We start from the raw sequence: 22417 nt of genomic DNA, 5'->3' as shown, positions 1-22417 counted from the left end.
GGGCAAGGGGCGGGCGGGGAGAGGGCGTCACGCTGGGTAGGATTGCCGGCTATGAGCCTGCCGCGTCCTGTCCTCGTGGTCGACTTCGGAGCCCAGTACGCCCAGCTGATCGCGCGTCGGGTGCGTGAGGCGAAGGTCTACTCCGAGATCGTTCCGCACACCATGCCCGTGGCCGAGATGCTGGCCCGCGATCCCGCCGCGATCATCCTCTCCGGCGGTCCGGCCAGCGTCTACGAGCCGGGCGCTCCGCAGGTCGACGACGGGCTGTTCACCGCGGGCGTGCCGGTCTTCGGCATCTGCTACGGCTTCCAGGCGATGGCCCGCTCCCTCGGCGGCACGGTGGCGCGCACCGGCAGCCGCGAGTACGGCGGCACCCCGCTGCGTCCCCGGCTGCTCGACCCCGGCGTACTCCTGCGGGATCTGCCGGCCGACCTGCCGGTGTGGATGAGTCACGGCGACTGCGTGACCGAGGCGCCGGCGGGCTTCACGGTGACCGCCGAGTCGGCCGGCGCGCCGGTTGCCGCTTTCGAGGACGTGGCCGGGCGGCGGGCCGGCGTGCAGTTCCACCCGGAGGTGGGGCACACCGCGCACGGGCAGGAGATGCTCACCCGCTTCCTCTACGAGATCGCCGGGATCGAGCCGACCTGGACGGCCGAGAACATCATCGACGAGCAGGTGGCTCGGATCCGCGAGCAGGTCGGTGAGAAGGAGGTCATCTGCGGTCTGAGTGGCGGAGTGGACTCGGCGGTCGCCGCCGCACTGGTCCACAAGGCCGTCGGCGACCAGCTCACCTGCGTCTTCGTCGATCACGGGCTGCTGCGGGCGGGCGAGGCCGAGCAGGTGGAGAAGGACTACGTCGCGGCGACCGGCATCAAGCTCAAGGTGGTCGACGCGGCCGACCGCTTCCTCGGTGCGCTGGCCGGGGTGACCGACCCGGAGCAGAAACGCAAGATCATCGGCCGCGAGTTCATCCGGGTCTTCGAGGCCGCCGCCCGGGAGATCGCCTCGCACGGCGATGTCGAGTTCCTGGTGCAGGGCACCCTCTACCCGGACGTGGTCGAGTCCGGCGGCGGCACCGGCACCGCGAACATCAAGAGCCACCACAACGTCGGCGGGCTGCCCGAGGATCTGAAGTTCGCCCTGGTGGAGCCGCTGCGCACGCTGTTCAAGGACGAGGTCCGTACGCTCGGCCTCCAGCTCGGGTTGCCGGAGGCGATGGTCTGGCGGCACCCGTTCCCCGGCCCCGGTCTGGCCATCCGGATCATCGGGGCGGTCGACCGCGAGCGGCTCGACGTGCTCCGCCGGGCCGACTTCATCGCCCGCCAGGAACTCAGCGCCGCCGGCCTCGACCGGGGTGTCTGGCAGTTCCCGGTGGTGCTCCTGGCCGACGTGCGCAGCGTCGGCGTGCAGGGTGACGGGCGCAGCTACGGGCATCCCGTGGTGCTGCGCCCGGTCTCCAGCGAGGACGCGATGACCGCCGACTGGTCGCGGTTGCCCTACGACGTGATCGCCCGGATCTCCACCCGGATCACCAACGAGGTGGCCGAGGTGAACCGGGTGGTGCTGGACGTCACCAGCAAGCCCCCGGGCACCATCGAATGGGAGTGACGCCGTACCCCGTCCTGGTGCGCTGACGGCGCCTCACGCCGGTGGCTGCGGCGCCGATCGCGGTGCCGGCTCCGGCGTCGTCCCGGTCTCCGGCCTGGTCTCCGGATGGGCCGCTTCGGCGTCGGTTGGCGCCGAGCCGGACGAGGCGTCGGGTTGCTGGACCGGTGCGGGCGGGCTGGCCGCCGGGGGCCAGGCGGTCGGTGCCGGCGGTCCGGCGTGCGGCACCGGGCCGGTCGGCCCGGGGAACGGCCAGGCGGGGTGCGGTGTGGCGGCCGGCTGGGGCGGCGAGCCGGCGGGTCCGTGTGGTGCGCCGGGCGTCGGGTGCGGCCAGGCGGGTGCGCCGGCCGGCTCCTCGGGCATCAGGAACCACATGATCGGGTACGCCAGGGCGGCGATCCCGCCGGTCACCAGCGTGACGACGGCGAAGGCCACCCGGACCAGGGTGGGGTCGACGGCGAAGTAGCGGCCGAGTCCGCTGGCCACACCGGCGATCATCCGGTCGGTGGTGGGGCGGCGCAGTTGCCGGTACGGAGCGTGAGGTGTGGAAGTCATGTCTCCACGGTCCTCGTCGCGCAGCGTATCGACCTCGGTGACCGCCCGGATCCCTACCCTGAACCGGCTCTCAGGGGCGAGCCATCAGTCAGGAATCCGACTCTTTTCCGCGTCGGTAACCGGTGGCGGGGAGAATTTGGCTCCGTGACCACCATGCTGGAGCCGCTGCGCAGGATCGCGGCATACGCAGTCTGTGTTGATTCCGTAGACCGAGTGTTGCTGGTCCGCGCATCGGAGCGCTCCGGCACCCCCGGCACGTGGTCCCTGCCCGGCGGGGCGGTCGACCACGGCGAGGACCCGCACCACACCGTCGTCCGCGAGACCGCCGCCGAGACCGGCCTGTCGGTGGCCGTCGCCGGCCTGCACGACGTGCTGGCCGACATGCGGGCACTGCCGGAGCGAGGCATCACCATCCACACCGACCGGTTGGTCTACCGGGTGTCGGTGCGGGGCGGCTCGCTCTCCGACCGGGTCGACCGGCCCACCGACCTGGCCCGCTGGTTCACCCGGGACGAGGCGGCGAGGTTGCCGCTGCGTTCGTTCACCGCCCGCGCTCTCGGGCTGCCGGCCTCCTCGGCGGACATCGTGCCGGACGAGCCGCCGGAGTTCCCCTCCTTCTACGCGGTACCCGGCCCGGACGGGCTGCACCGGGCGCAGCGCTTCGCCGCGTACGCCGTGGTGACCGACCCGGAGGGGCGGGTGCTGCTGACCCGGGTCTCCGACGGCTACCCGGGCGCCGGCTGCTGGCACCTGCCCGGCGGCGGTACCGACTACGGCGAGCAGCCGAGCGCGGCGCTGATCCGGGAACTGGTCGAGGAGACCGGGCAGACCGGGCGGCTCGTCGGTTTGCTCGGGGTGGCCAGTCATCGGGATGCCGCCTCGCTCGGTCCCGAGGGCTACCCCATCGACTGGCACGGGGTGCGGGCCTTCTACCGGGTGGTGGTGGACCAGCCGGCTCCGCCCACCGTCGGCGACGTCGGCGGCTCCACCTGCGAGGCCCGCTGGTTCGCCCGGGAGGAACTCGGCGCCCTGCCCACCGACCGCCTCACCGAGGTCACCGCCGAAGCCGTCCAAGCCGCCCACCTAACCTGACCCACCCCACCCTCACCCACCCCCCGGCCCACGCACGCACGCATGCACGCACGCACGCACGCACGCGCCGATCATGAAGTTATTGTTCCGACACGCCGCTTGGCGAGGGCGATAACTTCATGATCGGCGTGGTTGTGCGGGGCGCGGGCGGCGCGGGCGCGGGGTGGGACGGGGGCTTGGGGTTGTGGAGCGGATGGAGCGGGTGCGGCGGGTGGGGGCGTACGGGGTCCTGCGGGACACCGAGCGGCGGGTGTTGCTGGTGCGTGGCTCCGCGTCGGCGGACTTTCCCGGGGTCTGGTCGCTGCCCGGTGGTGGGCTGGAGCACGCCGAACATCCCGCGCACGCGGTGGTCCGCGAGGTCGCCGAGGAGACCGGGCTGACCGTCGAGGCGGCCGGGCTGCGGGCGGTCGTCGCGGACGTGGTGCCGTACCCGGAACTCGGGGTCGCCCTGCACACCGATCGGATGCTGTTCGACCTGACCGTGCTGGGTGGGCGGCTGCGTGCCGAGCGTGACGGCAGCACCGACCTGGCTCGTTGGCTGACCCTGGACGAGGCGGCCGAGCTGCCGCTGCTGCCGTTCACCGCCGAGGCCGTCGGTCTGCCGGTCGTCCCGCTGCCGGCCGGTGCCCTGCGCCGCCGGGAGCCGTTCCCCGGCCCCGCCGGCGACCGCCGGCAGCGCTTCGGGGCGTACGGAGTGGTCACCGATCCGGACGGACGGGTGTTGCTGACCATGATCGCCGAGGGCTATCCCGGTGCCGGGCGATGGCACCTGCCCGGCGGAGGTACCGATCACGGCGAACAACCCGTCACCGCGTTGTCACGGGAGCTGGTCGAGGAGTCCGGCCAACTGGGCCGGGTGACCGAGCTGATCGGGGTGGACAACCTGCACAACCCGGCGGCGCTGGGGCCGGAGGGGTACCCCCTCGACTGGCACGGCATCCGGGTCGTCTACCGGGTGGAGGTGGACGTGCCGACCGAACCGGCGGTGACCGAGACGGCCGGCGGCTCCACCGCCCGCGCCGCCTGGTTCACCCCCGCTGAGCTGCGCAACCTTCCGCTGACTGAGATCGCCGTCAGTGCCCTGGACTCGTCGAGGTGACCCGTTGTGGCCCGGCCGCTTCGATCTCACCACCGAGCCGGGACGGACGACCTCCGGTACAGTCGAGGCAGGGCAGGCGTAGAAAACGGGCGATCGTGTCCCGGATGGGAATAAGACGGCGGTTCGCGCGGTTAAAGGAGATATAAGTACCGCCGGCAGCTATCGCCATTCCCCCACCCCCTGTGCGATGGTGTACTCCGCAAAACGGCTGCCGGGCCAGGAAGGTCCGGCACGAGACAGCCGGACGCCCGCCACATGGCGGTAAGCCGATCCGGTGATGGAGGAAACGTGCCGAGAGCCCCATGGCGCCGGCGTCGTACGACTGACAGCCCGCGTCCCGCAGGGCGAAGCTGGACGGGCCCGCTGCGTCGCAGCGGCACCCTCGCCCGCCAGGTCCTGCTGGTTCGCGTCGGCCGCCGAGATGCAGAACTGCACGGCGCGACCGACGTGTTGCCCGAGCCCCGGTACCAGGACCGCCCGCGCCGCCGGTATGGCCTGAGGCGGTTCCACCGCACCGGGATGGAGACCATCGCCCCGGTCGCCCCGCTGGTCGGCCCGGTCACGGTCAACCCACCCGTCGCGCCGACTCCGGTGTCGGCCGCGTCGACAGCGACGCCGGCACCGCTGCTGCCGGGCGAGCGGACACCGGCCCGGCGGATGAAGTTCGCTCTGGTCAACGCGTGCACCCTGGCCAGCCTGCTGCTCGGCATCAACGCGATCTTCGTCGCCATGCAGGGCGAGGTGCGACTGGCCGCGTTCCTCCTGATCGCCTGCGTCGCGTTCGACGGCCTGGACGGCGCGCTGGCCCGCAAGCTCGGGGTGTCCAGCCCGTTCGGTGCCCAGATGGACTCGCTGGCCGACATGTGCTCCTTCGGCCTGGCCGCCCCCGTGGTGGTCTACGCCTCGTTGGCCGGTTCCGCGCCGACGGCCGCCGCCGCGGTGGCCGCCGCGCTCGTCGCCGCCTGCGCCGCCATCCGGCTGGCGCGGTTCAACGTCTCGCCCAACGACGGACGGTTCTTCTCCGGCGTACCCACCACGATGGCCGCCGCCGTGCTCGCCCTGATGGTGGTGATCGGCATGCCGGTGCCGGGGGCGGTGCAGATCGCCGGGGTGGCCCTGCTCGCCTTCACCATGGTCAGCAGCTTCCCGTACGCCAAGCTCGCCCGGCTGGTCAAGCTGCCGCCGTGGGTCTGGCTCGCGCCGGTGGTCGGCGCCCTGATCGACGTCCGGCTCACCTTCGGGCTCATCGTGGTCGGGTACCTGATCAGCGGTCCGGTGCTCTGGTTGCGCCAGCGCCGCACCGTCGTCTGACCCGTACCTGCGAAAGGGCGCCGCGGCCTGGCCGCGGCGCCCTTGACGTCTCCGGTGTCGAGATTCAGCGCCAGCGGGCGATCACGGTCGATCCACCGATCACCTTGTCGCCCGGCCCGACCAGCGGTTCCGCGGCCTCCGCCGGCAGGTAGACGTCGGTACGCGAGCCGAAGCGGATCAGCCCGAACCGCTCGCCACGGGCCAGCAGCGCGCCGATCGGAGCACGTTGCACGATCCGGCGGGCGATCAGGCCGGTCCGCTGCGCCACCACCACGGTGCCGTGGGTGGTGTCCAGCACCGTGTACGCGGCCACGTTGTGCTCCGCATCCGGCTTCATCGCGTTGACGAACCCACCGTCCGCCACGAAGTAGTCGACCACCTTGCCAGCCACCGGAGACCTGTTGACGTGCACGTCGAGCACCGACAGGAACACCGCGACGCGCAGGAACTCGCCGTCGCCGAAGCGTTCGTCGGTCAGCCGCTGCACCGACAGGACCTGCCCGTCGGCGGCGGCCACCACGGCCGACGCATCCTCCGGCACGTCCCGTTCCGGATCCCGGAAGAAGGCGGCCACCGGCGCGGCGGCCAGCGCGGGCAGCAGCCAGAGCTTCGACTTCGGTCGGGCCAGTCGGGTGAGCGCGGCCAGCCCGAGGGCGATGCCGGCGGCGGCGACCCCGTTGGAGTCGATGTGCATGTCCCGGCTGAGCGGCACGCTCGACGGCCGGTAGGCGGGCGCGAGCTGCTCCGCCGCGGCGGCCTCGGCCGGAGTGAAGCGGAGCCGGTACACGCGTACCGGTGGGTTGTTGCGCAGCACCAGGTCGTTGCCGACGCCGTACAGCACGCCCTGCCGGTCCAACTCGGCGGCGGCGCCGGCGGTCCGCCCGACGGCGGTGGCGACGCTGAGCACCGCGCCGTCGGCCAGGTACTTGGTGAGTGCCCCGATGGTGGTGCGGGCCTCCTCGGCGGTGCCGGTGAACGCCTCGGCGGCGATGACCACCGCGGCGGCCTCCGCCTCGGCGAGGCTGTCCACGACCCGGACCCGATCGGCGACCCAGCGGCCCTGGGCGGTGACGTGCTCCCGCAGCGTGGTGGCGCTGACCCGTTCGGCGGGTACCACGATGAGCGTGTCGCCGGGCAGCAGCGCTTCGATCGCCGCGGCCAGCACCGCGGACTCCGGAGCCGCGCCGACCAGCAGGGCGGTCTTCGGGTCGTTGATCCGGGCAAGCTCGGAGACGAGGGTACGGGCGGCGCGCTCGCCGAGGCGGACCGAACCGGAACGGTCGGGCGTACGCACGGCGGGGGACTGGGTCATCTCGAACGGGCTCCTGACGGGTAGAGGCGACTGACGCAAGGGTCACCGCCGGCGGCGCGGTCGGCCCGCGCACGCCGACGACCCGCGGGGGTCACCCTGCGGCGCGGGCCGGCCAGCGCTGGCGGGAGCACACCGGCCAGCATAGGCGGCGCGCGACAGCTGACGCACGGTCAGGCGTCGCGTCCCTGCCGTCCGGACGGTGGCGTCTCCTCCGCCGCGCCGAACAGATCGAGCGTGCGGTCCTCCGGCGGCTCCGGCTCGGCTGTCCGGGCGGCCGAGCTGACCGGGGTCGGCTCACCCGTCGAGGTGTCGACGTCCGCCCGGTCCGGAAGCGGATCGGCCGCATCGTCGCCGGTGTCGCGTGCCGAGTCGTCCTGGGCGGTGTCGGCAGGGGGATCGGTCGGTGCCGGCCGGCGGTTGTACCGGCTGGAGCGCAGGGCACCGATCAGGCCGAGCCCGCCGACCAGGATCAGTCCACCGGCCAGGAACCAGCCGACCGGTGGCAGCACGAGACCGAGCACCTGGGCGAGCAACCACCAGGCGGCCAGGGCGACGAAGAGCAGCCCGAAGGCGAACGAGACCAGGTCGGTGCGGTGACTCCTCACCTGCTCACCTCCATGTGTCCGGCGTTGACGTGCAGGTTGAGGCGCAGCTTGCCGCCCCCGGCGCCGTCCGGGCCGAGATCGACGGTGTCTACCGGGCGGTTGTCCATGCCCTGCGTCCGCTGGCCGAGGATGTTCGCGTCACCGGCGGTCACCCGGGTCACCGCGGTGACGTCCACGTTGGGTGGCAGCACCACGGTGGCCTCGCCGAAGTTGACGGCGACGGTGATCTCCGTCTCCTGCTGGCTGAAGTCGATCGCCCGCAGGTCGAGCACCGCGTCGCCGAAACTCTGTTCGTACCGGTTGGCGAGGTCGCGGTGACTCGTCGGTGCCCAGGTGACCGCGCCGTCCACGCCGCGGACCCGGTCGTAGGACTCGACGACCGTGACCACGGCCAGGGCGGCGGCGGTCACCAGGCCGAGCGCGATGAGCCAGCGGGCCCGGCCGAACCAGGTCCCCACGAGCAGGCCGAGCCCGATCACCGCGAGCGCCGCGGCGAAGTAGGCCGACGCGCCGATCCCGAAGACGTCCAACAGGTCGAGAACGCCGACCAGCCCCAACGCGACAAAGATCAACGAGAAGGTCACCGCGCCCAGGGCCGACCGCTCCCGGGGCTTGCGGGGGGGCTTCGACTTGGGCGGTGGTGGCGCAGCCACCTTCGGCGGACCGGCGTAGGGGCCGTGCGGCGCGAACGGGGGACGGTAGGTCGGCTGGGCGACCGGCGGGCCCGACGCGGCAGCGCTCGTCGGCCATGCCGGAGCCGACGGCAACCGCATGGTCGGCTCGTCAGGTCCGCCGGGCCCCGCCGGTGGCGAGGGAACGCCGGACGTCGAGCCGGGGGGGTGGAAGGCGGGCGGTGTGACGGTGGCCGTCCGGCCGAATTCCGGGTACGCCTGATAGCCGGTCGGAGCTGGATAGCCGACCGGAGGCACCGGACCAGGGGGCGGTGGCGGACTGGCGGGCGCGCCGGCACCGGGTGCGGCCGACTCGGGTCGGGCTTCGCGCTGTTGACGGTTCAGCAGCAGCGCCCCGCCGACCAGGATGGCCGCGCCGAGCAGTACCGCGCGGAAGGCGTCGGTGACGACGAAGCCGAAGCTCACCGCGACCACCACGCCGAGGATGATCACCGTGACCGGGGACATGCTGGAACGCCCGCGGCCCAGCATGGATTCGATGGGCGAGGCGGTGTCGCCCTCGCCCGGAATGATCAACCAGGCGGCGACGTAGACCAGGATGCCGACGCCGCCGAAGAAGCCCAGGACCGCCAGCAGCACCCGCCAGAGCACGGGGTCGGTGTTGGTGGCCCGGCCGACGGCGGCACAGACGCCGGCCAGGTAACGGCCCTCCCGAGGCCGGACCAGCCCGTACCGGGAGGTGAAGCCGGCGCCCCCGAAGGATCCGCCCGGCCCACCTCCCGAGGGCCCACCCGGCCAGCCGTGCCCGCCGTGCCCGCCGGGCGGCCAACCAGGTCCACCAGGTCCGCCCGGCCCCCCCGGCCCGGCGGACGGTGGTGCGGCGGCGTTCTCCCACGCCGTCGCTCCGCCGGGTGGCGGCGCGGCGGCGACGGGTGGACGTGCGTCGTCCCACGCCGTTCCGCCGGCGGGCGCTTGCCCGCCGGGCGGTACGGCCGGGCCGTCCGCCCCGGCACCGGGCGATTCGGGTACGGCCGACCGGGTGGCCGCCGGAGGCGTCGGCTCCGGTTCGGTCGGCCCCGGCCGGTACGGCTGGGCAGCGTCGTCGGTCATACCTCGATCCTGCTGCGCCCGACGCCCGAGCGTCCTCCGGCGGCGACCCTGACCCCACCCTGAGATCCGGCCCGCCCGAATGTCGGGGGCGTCCCCGTGGTCGGGCGGCCACGCCGCGTGTGACGATCGGATCGGCGCCGGGAACCTCGCCTCGCGTCCGGCCCGACCGTCCTGACCAGGGAGCTCGCGATCAGCAGCAGCAGTCAACCACCCCGCCTCTACCGCGCTCCGGCGCACCGGATGGGCGCCGGGGTGGCCGCCGGCATCGCCGAGCATCTCGGCGTCCCGGTGGTCCGGGTCCGGATCGCCTTCATGGTGCTGCTCGGGCTGAGCGGACTGGGTCTGCTGCTCTACGCGGCCTTCTGGGCGGTCGTGCCGCTGCGGCCCGGTGACACCGCCATACCGCCGCGCCGCGACGTCGGCCAGTTGCTGCCCTTCGTGGCCATCGGCCTCGGCGTGCTGCTGATCCAGGTGATGGTCTTCGACTCGGTCGGCGCGACCGGCACCGCCGGCTGGTTGGTCGCCATCATCGCGGTCGGTGCCGGCGTGATCTGGCATCAGTCGGCACCCGAGCGGCGACGGCAGTGGGGCGAGTCGATGCCCGTGCCCTGGCTCGGCGCGGTGATAGAGGAGAGCGACCGGCGGGCGTTCGTGCTGCGCTTCGTCGGGGGCGGGGTGCTGGTGGCGGTCGGCATCATCGGCGTGGCCGCGGTCTACTCCCCGGCCCAGAACCTCGACGCTGTGATCAACGGAGTGATCTTCGCGTCGGTCGGGCTGGCGGGTGTCGGGGTGGTGGCCGCGCCGGTGCTCTGGCGCACCTGGAACCAGCTTCGCTCGGAGCGCGAGGGCCGCATCCGCGAGCAGGAACGGGCCGAACTGGCGGCCATGGTGCACGACCAGGTGCTGCACACCCTCGCGTTGATCCAGCGCAACGCCAGCGACGTCAAGACCGTGCAGCGGCTCGCCCGGGGTCAGGAGCGCTCGCTGCGCAACTGGCTCTACAAGCCCACCGCCTCACCCACCGAACGCCTCGCCGCCGCGCTGGAACAGGCCGCGGCCGAGGTGGAGGACACCTTCGCGATGACGGTGGAGGCCGTCGTGGTGGGCGACCGGGAGACCGACGAGCGGATCGGCGCCCTGGTGGCGGCGGCGCGCGAGGCGCTGGTGAACGCCGCCCGGCACGCCGGGGTGCAGACCGTGTCGCTCTACGCCGAGGTGGAGCCCGAGCAGGTGAGCGTTTTCGTGCGGGACCGGGGGGTCGGGTTCGACCCGGATACGGTGGAGGACCATCGGCACGGTGTCCGAGGCTCGATCGTCGGGCGGATGAAGCGGCACGGTGGCCGGGCGGAGATCCGCTCCCGGCCTGGAGAGGGGACCGAGGTCCGGTTGATCCTGCCGATCTCCCGGGACCCGGCCACGGCGGAGAGGGACAGATGATGGCCGAGCAGTCGACACCACCGGTCGAGCCGGAGGGCAACGGGCCCGGACGGCTGCGGGTCTTCCTGGTCGACGACCATGCCATGTTCCGCGCGGGGGTACGCGCCGAACTCGGCGCGCACGTCGAGGTGGTGGGGGAGGCGAGCACGGTGGCCGACGCGGTCAGCCGGATCGCGGCCACCGGGCCGGACGTGGTGCTGCTCGACGTGCACATGCCCGACGGGGGTGGTCGGGCCGTGCTGGAGGCGATGCGCCGCAGCCATCCCGAGGTCCGCTTCCTGGCGCTCAGCGTCTCCGACGCGGCCGAGGACGTGATCGGGCTGATCCGGGCCGGTGCCCGCGGGTACGTCACCAAGACCATCTCGCCCGACGAGCTGGCCGCGGCGATCCGGCGGGTTGCCGACGGCGACGCGGTGTTCAGCCCCCGTCTGGCCGGGTTCGTGCTGGATGCCTTCGCGGCCCGGCCGGACGCCCCGGTCGCCGATCCGGAGCTGGACCAGCTGACCAACCGGGAACGCGAGGTGCTCCGGCTGCTCGCCCGGGGGTACGCGTACAAGGAGATCGCCCGGGAGTTGTACATCTCGATCAAGACCGTCGAGACGCACGTCTCCAACGTGCTGCGCAAACTCCAGATGTCGAACCGGTACGAACTGTCCCGCTGGGCGGCCGATCGGCGCCTGGTATAACCGACCTTTCCGGCATAAGCGGCTATTCAGGCCGCAGAGCGTGACATGTGATCAAGTCGCGGTCGATAATCCCCCTCGCCTTTGCCGCGTGCGGATGCCGCTCATCCCGCGGGAACGGCGACTCCGGCCGCCCGCGCGTACGCGGGTCACTCCCTGCCCGAGAGGTGCACGAAACTCATGATCGGACAACGAGGACGGCGCTGGGCGCGGATCGCGCTCGCCGCCGTCACCGGCGGCGCGCTGGCGCTCGGTGCCGCCGCCCCTGCCGCCGCCGAGGACCCGGCCACCGGTGTGGCGAAGACGGTGCCGAACAGCACCGTCAAGCTCCTGCTCGACGGCAAGGTCAAGCGGACCTCGGCGCTGGCTATCAAGATCGACGGCAAGCGGCTCCCGGCCTTCTGCATCGACTACCACACGAACGTCGCGATCGATGGCAAGTACCAGGAGGGCACCTGGGACGAGTCCCAGGTGAAGAACCTGGCGAAGGTGCAGTGGGTGCTGACCCACGGCTACCCGAACGCCGACTCCGCCGCGTTGCTGGCCGCCGCCGGTGCCACCCTGCCCGCCGGGACGAACGAGAATGTCCGCCGCAACCTGCTCTACTTCGGCACCCAGACCGCCGTCTGGCATTTCAGCGACGGCATCGAGCTCGGCGACTGGGTCGCCGGCCGTGGCCTGGTCGGCAAGCAGCGGTACGACGTGATCAAGAAGGTTCACGACTACCTGATCGCGAACGCCACCGACCAGCCCGAGCCGAAGGCCGAGCTGAGCATCGATCCGACCAGCGCCACCGCGCAGGTCGGTGCGAAGGCCGGCCCGTTCACCGTGAAGGGGCCGGCGGGTGAGATCACGCTGGCGGTGACCGGTGGGTCGGCGGTCGATGCCGAGGGCACGCCGGTGACCACGACCGTCAACGGCGGCCAGTTCTGGCTCACGACCGAGCAGGCCGGCGAGGTCGGCGTGACCGCGTCCGCCGCCGACTCGGTCTCCTTCGGCCGGGTGTTCCTGTACACCGGGGCGAAGGCGGCGCAGAAGCTGATCCTGGGCGGCAGCACCGGCGCCACGGTGACCGCCGAGGCGAAGGCCACCTTCACGGCGCCGCAGCCGAGCCCCGAGCCGACGACGCCGGAGCCGACGCCGTCCACCCCGACGGAGTCCCCGTCGCCGGAGCCGACGCCGAGCACTCCCGAGGAGTCGCCGGCCAGTCCCGCCCCGTCCACCTCGCCGGCCTCCAACGACGGTGGCCTGCCGCTGACCGGTGCGCCGATCGTCACCGCGATCGCCGCCGGGCTGGTGCTCCTGGTCGCCGGTGCGGTCACCGTGCTGGTGCTGCGCCGTCGCCGGATTCACTTCACGGCCTGATCGCCGACACCGCGACATCTCGTCCGACTCCGGATCCCACAGCGGCTCCGGAGTCGGACCGCGTCCGGGGCACGAGTCCTTCGCCCGACCATGTTGATCGGCTGTCGGTCTGGAATCAGACTCATACTTTCGGGTAGCATTCGGCGAATAGTGGCGGGGTTCACGTCGATGGTCCGGCGGGTTCGCGGAGGCGTCGACCCCACGTCATCCGACGGCCGGCCGAGCGTGGAAATGTGGTTGACGAGCAGCTCATACCATGCGTCGGGGGTGCCGGGAAGGCGCCCGCGGGTCGATGTCGGCCCCGTCCCGGGCGGGTATCGGGTTGATAACACGCCTTCCCGCCTGGGCGCATCGGGTGTCACAGTTGCAGGCACCTCACAACCCCCTCGTGAGCCGAGCGCCCTGAGGAGGCACTCCCATGCGCGGGAAATTCCTGAAGGTGGCGGTCGCGGCGACCGCCACCGCCATGTTGGCCACCGCCTGTAGCGGCGGTGGCGACGACAACAACGAGCCGGCCGGCGAGTCCGGCGGCACGCTGCGGGTCTACAACGCCGAGCCGGCGTTCCTGACCCCGTCCGGCGGCGACGACGAGCCGTCGTTGTATGTGATCCGCCAGCTGTACCGCGGTCTCGTCAAGTACAACGCCGAGACCTCCGCGGTCGAGATGGACCTGGCCGAGTCGGTCGACTCGACCGACCAGAAGCTCTGGACGATCAAGCTCAAGAGCGGCTACACCTTCGACAACGGTGAGCCGGTCAACGCCGACGCGTTCCTCCGCTCGTGGAACTACGCCGCTTACGGGCCGAACGCCCAGAACAACGGCTACTTCATGAAGCGGATCGCCGGTAAGGCGGACGTGGCGCCGGCCGACCCGGACGGCGAGGGCCCGAAGGAGGCTCCGAAGCCGACCGCCGAGACCATGTCGGGTCTCAAGAAGGTCGACGACCTGACCTTCACCGTCGAGCTGGACGCGCCGTTCTCCGGTTTCCCGACCACGATCGGTTACCCGGGCTTCTTCCCGATGGCTCAGGCCTGCGTCGACGACATCGCCGCCTGCAACGAGAAGCCGATCGGTAACGGCCCCTACAAGATCGATGGCAGCTGGCAGCACAACGTCGCCATCAACCTGGTGCGCAGCGACAGCTGGAAGGGCGAGCCGGGCAAGCCGGACCGCATCGAGTACCGGATCTTCGCCGACATCGACGCCGGCTACGCCGCCTTCCAGGCCGGCGAGCTGGACGTGCTCTACACCCTGCCCCCGGCCCGCTACAAGGAGGCCCAGGCGCAGTACGGCGACCGGATGTACGAGCAGCCGGGTGACAGCTTCACCTACGTCGGCATGCCGCTGTACCAGGACACCTTCAAGGACAAGCGGATCCGCCAGGCGCTGTCGCTGTCGATCGACCGGCAGTCGATCATCGACGCGGTCTTCGACGGCCGGTACACCCCGGCGTCCGGCTACGTGGCCCCGACCTTCGAGGGTGCCCGCGAGGGCGTCTGCAAGTACTGCACCAAGGACGTCGAGAAGGCCAAGCAGCTGCTCGCCGAGGCCGGCGGCTGGCCGGCCGGTGAGAAGCTGATCCTGTGGGCCAACGCCGGTGCCGGCCACGACCTGTGGCTGCAGGCGGTCGGTGACCAGATCAAGGAGGCCCTGGGCATCGACTACGAGCTCAAGGTCAACCTGCAGTTCGCCGAGTACCTCGAGACCGCGGACCAGAAGAAGTTCACCGGTGGGTTCCGCCTCGGCTGGGGTCCGGACTACCCGTTCATGGAGACCTTCCTCTACCCGCTGTACGGCACCGGTGCCGGCAGCAACAACTCGGGCTACTCGAACGAGGCCTTCGACAACCTGATGAAGCAGGGCGACTCGGCCGAGTCGATCCAGGCCGCCATCCCGTCGTACCAGCAGGCGGAGGACATCCTCGGCGAGGACCTGCCGGTCATCCCGATGTGGTGGAACAAGGTTGGCGCGGTCTACAGCGAGAACGTCGACCAGTTCGTCTGGAACGCCGTCTCGGACGCCGACTACGGTGCGATTTCGCTGAAGCAGAACTGAGCTTCAGACTCCTGATCCTGCCGTAATACGACGTGGCGGCAACGGTTACCCCACCAGGGTGATCGTTGCCGCCACGTCAGCGCCGAGAGGAGACCCCGTCATGGGGCGCTACGTCATTCGACGGTTGCTCCAGTTCATCCCCACCGTGCTGGGCACCATGTTCCTACTGCACTACATGACCTCGCTGGCGGTTCAGTTCAGCGGGAACCCGGTCCGGGCGCTGTTCGGGGACCGGACGCCGGATCCCGCGCTGCTCGCGGCGATCACCGAGCGGCTCGGCTACGCCGACCCCTGTCTGGACAAGCGGGGTGACCCCTGCCTCTGGCGTGAGGCGGAAAGCGGCAGCGGCTGGTTGGGCACCGGCTACGAGCCGGGACTGTTCTTCGACCGGCTGGGCAACATCTTCTTCCACTTCGACTTCGGCATCAACCTGCGCCAGCGGGAGGTCACCGACCTGGTCGCCGATGCCATTCCGTTCACCCTGAAGCTGCTGGTCATTGCGATCGTGTTCGAGGCGGTCGTCGGTATCGCGGCGGGTGTGCTGGCCGGTCTACGGGGCGGCAGCTTCACCGACTACGCGGTGAAGATCAGCACGGTGTTCGTCATCTCGGTGCCGATCTTCGTGCTGGGCGTGGTGGTCCGGGAGTTCGTCGGGGTCAAGTTCGGAAACGTGCTGCGCGGCCAGGACTGGATTCCCGACGTGATCTCCGTCGGTGTCTTCACGCCCGGTTTCAAGCCCGACTATCCGCTGGCCAGCCTGGTGATCCCGGGCATGGTGCTCGGTGCGCTCTCGCTGGCCACCACGGCTCGGCTCACCCGGACCAGCATCATGGAGAACATCCGTGCCGACTACGTCCGCACCGCGAAGGCCAAGGGCCTGACCAACAAGCGGGTCATCGGTGTGCACACGCTTCGCAACTCGCTGATCCCCGTGATCACCTTCCTCGGCGTCGACATCGGCGCCGCGATGGCCGGCGCGGTCGTCACCGAGACCATCTTCAACGTGCCGGGCATCGGCCGGCTGGTGACGATGGCGGCGCGCAGCGGTGAGTCCTCGGTGGTGGTGGGCGTGGTGACCATGCTGGTGTTGGTCGTCCTGGTCGCCAACCTGCTTGTCGACCTGCTCTACGCCGTGCTCGACCCGAGGATCCGCTATGAGTGACCGAATCACAGTGGCGGACGCAGGTCTTCCGACCGTTCCTGATGGCCGGGTGCAGCGAAACGAGGTGTGGACATGAGTGACCTGACGAGTGCGGGCTCCGCCGTCGGCGGTGCGCCGGTGGCCGGTGACGGCCCTACCCCAGACGCGCCGGGCGGCAAGGAGCGCAACGCGAGCCTGTGGGCGGACGCCCGACGACAGTTGCTGCGCGACCCGGTCTTCGTGATCGCCTCTCTCTACATCCTCGCGGTCGGGTCGATGGCGCTCTTCCCGAAGCTCTGGACCAGCCAGGACCCGCGGTCGTGCAGCACCGACCGGACCCGGGTCGCGCCGAGCTGGGACCATCCCTTCGGCTTCGACATCCTGGGCTGCGACTACTACTCGCACGCGATCTACGGTGCCCGCCCGTCGATGGTGATCGCGGTGATGGCGACCAGCGGCATCGTGGTGTTCGGTGGGGTGCTCGGCCTGCTCGCCGGCTACTACGGCGGCTGGGTCGACGCGGTCATCTCCCGGGTGATGGACATCTTCTTCTCGCTGCCGTTCCTACTCGGCGCGATCGTGTTCCTCACGGTGATCAAGCGGCAGAACATCTGGACCATCACGGCCGTGCTCTTCCTGCTGGCCTGGCCGACCATCGCCCGGATCATCCGGGGTAGCGTCATCTCGTCGAAGGACCTGGACTACGTGCACGCGGCGAAGGCGGTCGGTGCCCGCAACTCCCGGTTGATGTTCCGGCACATCCTGCCGAACGCGATCGCACCGATGCTGGTCTACGCCACCATCGTGCTGGGCTCGTTCGTCGCCGCCGAGGCCACCTTGACCTTCCTCGGTGTCGGACTCCAGCCGCCCACCCAGTCCTGGGGCATCATGATCAGCCAGCACCAGGTCTACTTCCTGGAAGACCCGTGGCTGCTGCTCTTCCCCTGTGGTCTGCTGGTCGGCACGGTGCTGTCCTTCATCCTCATGGGTGACGCGCTGCGTGACGCCCTCGACCCGAAGTTCCGGTGAGTCGGATGAGCGAGTCGCAGCGAGCGAATCATCAGCCAAGGGCGACGGGTGCCTCACGAGGGCACGGAGCGAGCGGAGTGCCGGCATGAGCACTGATGTGAACGTCAAGATGGAGGCGCTGGCGGGTGTCGACCCGGACGCGCTGCCACTACAGGTCAAGGACCTGCACGTGGAGTTCCGCACCCGCAACGGCATCGCGCACGCCGTGAACGGCGTGAGCTTCGACCTGCGGGCCGGCGAGACCCGGGCGATCCTCGGTGAGTCCGGCTGCGGCAAGAGCGTGACCGCTCAGGCGATCATGGGCATCCTGGACACTCCGCCCGGCTTCATCACCGGCGGCGAGATCCTCTACCGGGGGGTCGACCTACTCAAGCTGCCGGAGTCGGAGCGCCGCAAGGTGCGGGCGAACCGGGTCGCGATGATCTTCCAGGACGCGCTCTCCGCGTTGAACCCGGTCTTCACCGTCGGATTCCAGCTCGCCGAGCTGTTCCGCAAGCACCGGGGCATGTCCCGCCAGGACGCCAAGGCCCGGGCCGTCGAACTGCTGGACCTGGTGAAGATCCCGGCCGCCAAGCAGCGGGTGAACGACTACCCGCACCAGTTCTCGGGGGGTATGCGGCAGCGCGTCATGATCGCCATGGCGCTGGCACTCGACCCCGAGGTGCTGATCGCGGACGAGCCGACGACCGCGCTGGACGTGACCGTGCAGGCGCAGATCATGGCGCTGCTCGCCGAGTTGCAGCGGGAACGGAACATGGGCCTCGTGCTGATCACTCACGACATGGGGGTGGTGGCCGACGTGGCGGACCGGATCTCGGTGATGTACGCCGGTCGGGTCATCGAGGAAGCCGGCGTGAACGACATCTACGCCAGCCCCGCCCACCCGTACACCAAGGGTCTGCTGGAGTCGATCCCGCGCCTGGACCTCAAGGGTCACGAGCTCAGCGCGATCAAGGGCCTGCCGCCGATGCTGACCAACATCCCGCCGGGCTGCGCCTTCAACCCCCGGTGCGGGTACGCGCAGGAGGTCTGCCGGCAGGATCCGGCGCCGCCGCTGTACCAGGTGTCGCCGAGCCGGACGGCTGCCTGCCACTTCTGGAAGGAGGTCAAGGGTGATGAGTGACGTGGTGCTGGAAACCCGTGACCTGGTCAAGCACTTCCCGCTGACCCGGGGCATCGTCTTCAAGAAGCAGTACGGCGCGGTTCAGGCGGTCGACGGGGTCAACCTGCAGCTGCGGCGCGGCGAGACGCTCGGCATCGTGGGCGAGTCCGGCTGCGGCAAGTCGACGCTGGCCCGGCTGCTGGTCGGGCTGGAGACGCCGACCTCGGGCGACCTGTTCGTGCAGGGCAAGAACATGTCGAAGGTCAGCGCCGAGGAGCGACGTCGGGGCCGGCGCAACATCCAGCTGGTGATGCAGGACCCGTACACCTCGCTCAACCCGCGGATGACCGTCGGTGACATCGTCGGGGAGCCCTTCGAGGTGCACCCGGACGTGCTGCCGAAGGCCAGGCGACGGGCCAAGGTGCAGGAACTGCTCGATCTGGTCGGTCTCAACCCGGACCACATCACCCGGTACCCGCACCAGTTCTCCGGCGGCCAGCGGCAGCGGATCGGCATCGCCCGGGCGCTGGCGCTCAACCCGGAGATCATCCTGTGTGACGAGCCGGTCTCCGCGCTGGACGTCTCCATCCAGGCCCAGGTGATCAACCTGCTGGAGAAGCTCCAGAAGGAGCTCGGGCTGTCGTACATCTTCATCGCCCACGACCTGTCGGTGGTCCGGCACATCGCCGACCGGGTCGCGGTCATGTATCTCGGCAAGATCATCGAGATCGGCACCGAGGACGAGATCTACGACAATCCGACCCACCCGTACACGCAGGCGTTGCTGTCGGCGGTGCCGGTGCCGGATCCGAGGCTGCGCGGGCACCGGGATCAGATCGTGCTGACCGGTGACGTGCCGTCGCCGGCCAACCCGCCCTCGGGCTGCCGATTCCGCACCCGGTGCTGGAAGGCCCAGGACGTCTGCGCCGAGCAGCAGCCGCTGCTGGAGATCCGCGACAAGTCGGGTCACCCGAGCGCCTGCCACTTCGCCGAGGTACGCGACGTGGTGCACGCGTCGGAGTAGCCCCACAGACGCCGCCGCTCCCGTCCATCCGTACCGGAAGCAGCGGTGAAGGTAGTGCCTCCTCAGTGATTCGGGGCGTCGGCCGTCACCAGCAGCCGGCGCCCCGGTCCATACCCACCCCACCCCGGTTGATCAAGAAGTTTCCGTCTGAAACAGCGTGGATCCAGACGAAAACTTCTTGATCGACGGTATTGACCGCGGTGGGTGTGGGGGACGGGAGGTGGGTGGGGCGGGTCAGAGGGGGCCGCGGCCGGCGCGGAGCAGGAGCAGGGCCAGTTGGGTGCCGTCCGCGCCCAGGGCTGACCGGAAGCGTTCCAGGATCTCCTGTTCGCGGGAGAGGACGAGCCGGGTACCGCCCGAGGCCATCCGGGTCGCACCGACCTCCCGGGAAAGTGCGGCCCGCTCCTGCCACAACTCGATGAGCGCTCGGTCGATCTCGTCGATCCGTACCCGGATCTCGGCGATCCGGCTGGCGGCGTCCGGCTCGGCGGTGCCGGTGGCCGGGGCGCCAACCTCGGGCCCGGCGGGGCCTGCCCCGTTCGCGCCGCCGTTCTGCTCCATCACGTCTGTCATCTTCGGGTACCTCTCGCGGTGTGGTGCCCGTTGCCCGGATCCCGGGACGCGAAATGCCCCGGGCTCCGAGAGCCCGGGGCATTTCGTAGGTCTGATCGATCAGGCGCGACCTACGGCTGCCGGACTCCCGGAGCCGTAGTAAAAGTAGAAGCGCTCGTCGAACACGCTGTCGAGTATGCCGCCCTCCGGGGTGGCACGCAAGGAAAGTCGCCCCTTCCCCACATCTGGTCGGTGGGTGCCGTGGGCGGGGGATGTCCGGCCGGCGGCATAGACTCGCGGTGCGATGCATCCTCTCTTCGACATCCCCGCGTCCCCGCCCGAGCCCGAGCCTGCCCGGGCGTTGCCACCCCACCGGCCCGCGCCCGGCCGCCTCGATCCGGCGCAGTTGGTGGAGGGGCTCAACGGCCCGCAGCGGGACGCGGTGACCCACGCGGGCTCGCCGCTGCTGATCGTGGCCGGCGCCGGGTCCGGCAAGACCCGGGTGCTGACGCACCGGATCGCGTACCTGCTCGCCGCCCGGGACGTGCACCCCGGCGAGATCATCGCGATCACCTTCACAAACAAGGCCGCCGGCGAGATGAAGGACCGGGTCACCGCCCTGGTCGGTCCGCGGGCCCGGCTGATGTGGGTCTCCACGTTCCACTCCGCCTGCGTGCGGATCCTGCGTGCCGAGCACGAGCACGCCGGCCTGAAGTCCACCTTCTCGATCTACGACGCCGACGATTCCCGCCGGCTGATGCAGCTCGTCGCCCGGGAACTCGACCTCGATCCGAAGCGCTATCCGGCGCGCGGCCTCGCCGCCCAGGTCTCGAACCTGAAGAACGAGCTGGTCGACCCGGAGACGTTCGCCGCGCGGGCCAGCGGGCCCAACGAACGCGCGCTGGCCGAGGCGTACGCCCTCTACCAGCGGCGCCTGCGCGAGGCCCACGCGCTCGACTTCGACGACCTGATCATGACGACGGTGCACCTGCTCCAGTCGCATCCGCACGTCGCGGAGAGCTATCGCCGTCGGTTCCGGCACGTGCTCGTCGACGAGTACCAGGACACCAACCACGCGCAGTACATCCTGATCAAGGAGCTGGTCTCCGGCACCGATGGCCTCGACCCGGCGGAGCTGTGCGTGGTCGGCGACGCGGACCAGTCCATCTACGCCTTCCGGGGCGCGACGATCCGCAACATCCTGGAGTTCGAGCGCGACTTCACCGACGCCCGCACCATCCTGCTGGAGCAGAACTACCGCTCCACCCAGACCATCCTGAACGCGGCGAACGCGGTGATCGACCGCAACACGTCGCGCAAGCCCAAGCGGTTGTGGAGCGACGCCGGGGCGGGTGAACCGATCGTCGCGTACGTCGCCGACACCGAGCACGCCGAGGCGGACTGGGTGGCCCGGGAGATCGACAGACTGGTCGACGACGGGGAGACCCGGCCGGGCGACGTGGCGGTCTTCTACCGCACCAACGCGCAGTCCCGGGTCTTCGAGGAGGTGTTCATCCGTCTCGGTCTGCCCTACAAGGTCGTCGGCGGGGTGCGCTTCTACGAGCGCAAGGAGGTCCGGGACGCACTGGCCTACCTGCGTTCGGTGGTGAACGACGACGACACGGTGAGCCTGCGGCGGATCCTCAACACCCCGCGCCGGGGCATCGGCGACCGCGCCGAGGCCTGCGTGGAGGCGCTGGCCAGCCGGGACCGGATCTCCTTCGGTGCCGCGTTGCGGCGAGCCGGTGACGCGCCGGGCATCTCGACCCGGGCGGCCAACGGCATCGCCGACTTCGTGGCGCTGCTCGACTCCGCCCGTGAGCTGGCCGTCGACGGCACCCCGGAGGAGGTGCTGGAGGCGGTGCTGACCCGGTCGGGTTACCTGACCGAGCTGGAGGAGAGCCTCGACCCGCAGGACGCCGGCCGGGTCGACAACCTCCAGGAGCTGGTGAGCGTCGCCCGCGAGTACACCGAGCGGATCGAGGCGACCGGCGCGGAGGGCGAGCGGGCCACCCTGGCCGGCTTCCTGGAACAGGTCGCCCTGGTCGCCGACGCCGACCAGGTGCCCACCGACGACCCCGAGCACCAGGGCGTGGTCACCCTGATGACGCTGCACACCGCCAAGGGCCTGGAGTTCCCGGTGGTGTTCCTGACCGGTCTGGAGGACGGCGTCTTCCCGCACCTACGCTCGCTCGGCGACACCCGGGAGCTGGAGGAGGAGCGCCGGCTGGCGTACGTCGGCATCACCCGTGCCCGGCAGCGGCTCTACCTCTCCCGGGCGGTGACCCGCTCCGCGTGGGGCCAGCCGGCCTACAACCCGCCGTCCCGGTTCGTCGAGGAACTGCCGCCCGAACTCGTCCGCTGGGAGCGGACCGAGGGGTCGTACACCTCGTGGGGTGGCGGTGGTGGCGGCGTGGGCGGCCGTGCGGACCGGATGCCCGGCGGTCGCGGTGGTTTTGCCGGCGGGACGCCCCGGGCGGTCCAACTGGCCCGCAAGCTCGGGGTGGACGGCAGCCGGTTGGCCACCGCGAGCGAGCTGCCGCAGGGTCCGAAGGTCTCCGCCGGGGACCGGGTGAACCACCAGCGGTACGGTCTCGGCCGGGTGGTGACCGTGGAGGGGCACGGCCCGGGTGCCCGGGCGCAGATCGACTTCGGTGACCAGACGCTGTGGTTGGTGCTGCGCCACGCCCCGATCGAGAAGATCTGA

Annotated in this window: 16 protein-coding genes and 2 pseudogenes; 13 read left to right on the top strand and 5 right to left on the bottom strand. The window is 70.9% G+C overall.

Going from position 1 to position 22417, the window contains the following annotated elements; translation table 11 throughout:
- Positions 1 to 51 precede the first annotated feature (51 nt).
- Positions 52 to 1608 carry a glutamine-hydrolyzing GMP synthase gene (guaA, locus tag O7597_RS06860; protein ID WP_269738245.1) on the top strand — a complete coding sequence of 519 codons (1557 nt, stop codon included), beginning with the start codon at positions 52 to 54 and terminating at the stop codon, positions 1606 to 1608.
- A gap of 210 nt (positions 1609 to 1818) precedes the next feature.
- Here the strand turns inward: guaA and O7597_RS06855 are convergent.
- Positions 1819 to 2160, bottom strand: a pseudogene (locus O7597_RS06855) (PspC domain-containing protein); the annotation flags it as partial.
- A gap of 144 nt (positions 2161 to 2304) precedes the next feature.
- Here O7597_RS06855 and O7597_RS06850 point away from each other — a divergent pair.
- From O7597_RS06850 to O7597_RS06840, 3 genes are all read left to right on the top strand, one after another.
- Positions 2305 to 3252, top strand: coding sequence for an NUDIX hydrolase (locus O7597_RS06850; RefSeq protein ID WP_269738244.1), 948 nt, complete (start codon positions 2305 to 2307; stop codon positions 3250 to 3252).
- A 193-nt stretch (positions 3253 to 3445) separates the two neighbouring features.
- Positions 3446 to 4351 carry an NUDIX domain-containing protein gene (locus O7597_RS06845; protein ID WP_281582276.1) on the top strand — a complete coding sequence of 302 codons (906 nt, stop codon included), beginning with the start codon at positions 3446 to 3448 and terminating at the stop codon, positions 4349 to 4351.
- A gap of 363 nt (positions 4352 to 4714) precedes the next feature.
- Positions 4715 to 5662 (top strand): CDP-alcohol phosphatidyltransferase family protein, encoded by a 948-nt coding sequence (locus O7597_RS06840; RefSeq protein WP_269738729.1) that lies wholly within the window; start codon positions 4715 to 4717, stop codon positions 5660 to 5662.
- Positions 5663 to 5726: 64 nt separating this feature from the next.
- Here O7597_RS06840 and O7597_RS06835 read toward each other — a convergent pair whose 3' ends face one another.
- The 3 genes and pseudogenes from O7597_RS06835 to O7597_RS06825 all read right to left on the bottom strand — a co-directional run bounded on the left by O7597_RS06835 (position 5727) and on the right by O7597_RS06825 (position 9321).
- Positions 5727 to 6974 carry a phosphatidylserine decarboxylase gene (locus tag O7597_RS06835; RefSeq protein WP_269738242.1) on the bottom strand — a complete coding sequence of 416 codons (1248 nt, stop codon included), beginning with the start codon at positions 6972 to 6974 and terminating at the stop codon, positions 5727 to 5729.
- A 422-nt stretch (positions 6975 to 7396) separates the two neighbouring features.
- A pseudogene (locus O7597_RS06830) lies at positions 7397 to 7579 on the bottom strand (hypothetical protein); the annotation flags it as partial.
- A complete protein-coding gene (locus O7597_RS06825; protein WP_281582275.1) occupies positions 7576 to 9321 on the bottom strand; it encodes a PspC domain-containing protein in 1746 nt (581 codons plus the stop codon). The pseudogene O7597_RS06830 and the gene O7597_RS06825, both read right to left, overlap by 4 nt.
- A 171-nt stretch (positions 9322 to 9492) precedes the next feature.
- Between O7597_RS06825 and O7597_RS06820 the strand changes: the two genes are divergently transcribed.
- The 8 genes from O7597_RS06820 (at position 9493) to O7597_RS06785 (ending at position 19158) form a co-directional block, all read left to right on the top strand.
- Positions 9493 to 10758: an ATP-binding protein gene (locus tag O7597_RS06820; protein WP_281583204.1), complete on the top strand. Its 1266-nt coding sequence runs from the start codon at positions 9493 to 9495 to the stop codon at positions 10756 to 10758.
- Positions 10758 to 11444 (top strand): response regulator transcription factor, encoded by a 687-nt coding sequence (locus O7597_RS06815; RefSeq protein WP_281583203.1) that lies wholly within the window; start codon positions 10758 to 10760, stop codon positions 11442 to 11444. Before O7597_RS06820 ends, O7597_RS06815 begins: the two co-directional genes overlap by 1 nt.
- A gap of 177 nt (positions 11445 to 11621) precedes the next feature.
- Positions 11622 to 12806, top strand: a complete 1185-nt coding sequence (locus tag O7597_RS06810; RefSeq protein WP_281582274.1) for a thioester domain-containing protein — start codon at positions 11622 to 11624, stop codon at positions 12804 to 12806.
- A 418-nt stretch (positions 12807 to 13224) separates the two neighbouring features.
- Positions 13225 to 14862 (top strand): ABC transporter substrate-binding protein, encoded by a 1638-nt coding sequence (locus tag O7597_RS06805; protein ID WP_281582273.1) that lies wholly within the window; start codon positions 13225 to 13227, stop codon positions 14860 to 14862.
- A gap of 100 nt (positions 14863 to 14962) precedes the next feature.
- Positions 14963 to 16024, top strand: coding sequence for an ABC transporter permease (locus tag O7597_RS06800; RefSeq protein WP_281582272.1), 1062 nt, complete (start codon positions 14963 to 14965; stop codon positions 16022 to 16024).
- 72 nt (positions 16025 to 16096) lie between these two features.
- On the top strand, positions 16097 to 17032 hold the full coding sequence (locus O7597_RS06795; protein WP_281582271.1) for an ABC transporter permease: 936 nt from the start codon (positions 16097 to 16099) through the stop codon (positions 17030 to 17032).
- 85 nt (positions 17033 to 17117) lie between these two features.
- Positions 17118 to 18155: an ABC transporter ATP-binding protein gene (locus O7597_RS06790; protein ID WP_269738236.1), complete on the top strand. Its 1038-nt coding sequence runs from the start codon at positions 17118 to 17120 to the stop codon at positions 18153 to 18155.
- A complete protein-coding gene (locus O7597_RS06785; protein WP_269738235.1) occupies positions 18148 to 19158 on the top strand; it encodes a dipeptide ABC transporter ATP-binding protein in 1011 nt (336 codons plus the stop codon). The genes O7597_RS06790 and O7597_RS06785 overlap by 8 nt, the downstream gene beginning before the upstream one ends.
- A gap of 234 nt (positions 19159 to 19392) precedes the next feature.
- Here the strand turns inward: O7597_RS06785 and O7597_RS06780 are convergent, their stop codons facing one another.
- The gene (locus tag O7597_RS06780) at positions 19393 to 19719 is read right to left on the bottom strand and encodes a chorismate mutase (RefSeq protein ID WP_269738727.1); all 327 of its coding nucleotides are present in this window, start codon (positions 19717 to 19719) and stop codon (positions 19393 to 19395) included.
- 295 nt (positions 19720 to 20014) lie between these two features.
- Here O7597_RS06780 and pcrA point away from each other — a divergent pair, with 295 nt between their 5' ends.
- A complete protein-coding gene (gene pcrA / locus O7597_RS06775) occupies positions 20015 to 22417 on the top strand; it encodes a DNA helicase PcrA (protein ID WP_281582270.1) in 2403 nt (800 codons plus the stop codon).

The organism is Verrucosispora sp. WMMC514, from assembly GCF_027497295.1.
Taxonomy (GTDB): domain Bacteria; phylum Actinomycetota; class Actinomycetes; order Mycobacteriales; family Micromonosporaceae; genus Micromonospora; species Micromonospora palythoicola.
The sequence above is the reverse complement of the archived record's forward strand: the minus strand, read 5'-3'. Positions and strand labels throughout refer to the sequence as shown.

Excerpts from the sequence above, each read along its gene's own strand:
- pcrA (WP_281582270.1), top strand. The coding sequence starts at position 20,015 with ATGCATCCTCTCTTCGACATCCCCGCGTCCCCGCCCGAGCCCGAGCCT.
- O7597_RS06780 (WP_269738727.1), bottom strand. The coding sequence starts at position 19,719 with ATGGAGCAGAACGGCGGCGCGAACGGGGCAGGCCCCGCCGGGCCCGAG.
- O7597_RS06825 (WP_281582275.1), bottom strand. The coding sequence starts at position 9,321 with ATGACCGACGACGCTGCCCAGCCGTACCGGCCGGGGCCGACCGAACCG.
- O7597_RS06785 (WP_269738235.1), top strand. The coding sequence starts at position 18,148 with ATGAGTGACGTGGTGCTGGAAACCCGTGACCTGGTCAAGCACTTCCCG.
- O7597_RS06845 (WP_281582276.1), top strand. The coding sequence starts at position 3,446 with ATGGAGCGGGTGCGGCGGGTGGGGGCGTACGGGGTCCTGCGGGACACC.
- O7597_RS06810 (WP_281582274.1), top strand. The coding sequence starts at position 11,622 with ATGATCGGACAACGAGGACGGCGCTGGGCGCGGATCGCGCTCGCCGCC.
- O7597_RS06815 (WP_281583203.1), top strand. The coding sequence starts at position 10,758 with ATGGCCGAGCAGTCGACACCACCGGTCGAGCCGGAGGGCAACGGGCCC.
- O7597_RS06835 (WP_269738242.1), bottom strand. The coding sequence starts at position 6,974 with ATGACCCAGTCCCCCGCCGTGCGTACGCCCGACCGTTCCGGTTCGGTC.
- O7597_RS06800 (WP_281582272.1), top strand. The coding sequence starts at position 14,963 with ATGGGGCGCTACGTCATTCGACGGTTGCTCCAGTTCATCCCCACCGTG.
- O7597_RS06790 (WP_269738236.1), top strand. The coding sequence starts at position 17,118 with ATGAGCACTGATGTGAACGTCAAGATGGAGGCGCTGGCGGGTGTCGAC.
- O7597_RS06795 (WP_281582271.1), top strand. The coding sequence starts at position 16,097 with ATGAGTGACCTGACGAGTGCGGGCTCCGCCGTCGGCGGTGCGCCGGTG.
- guaA (WP_269738245.1), top strand. The coding sequence starts at position 52 with ATGAGCCTGCCGCGTCCTGTCCTCGTGGTCGACTTCGGAGCCCAGTAC.
- O7597_RS06805 (WP_281582273.1), top strand. The coding sequence starts at position 13,225 with ATGCGCGGGAAATTCCTGAAGGTGGCGGTCGCGGCGACCGCCACCGCC.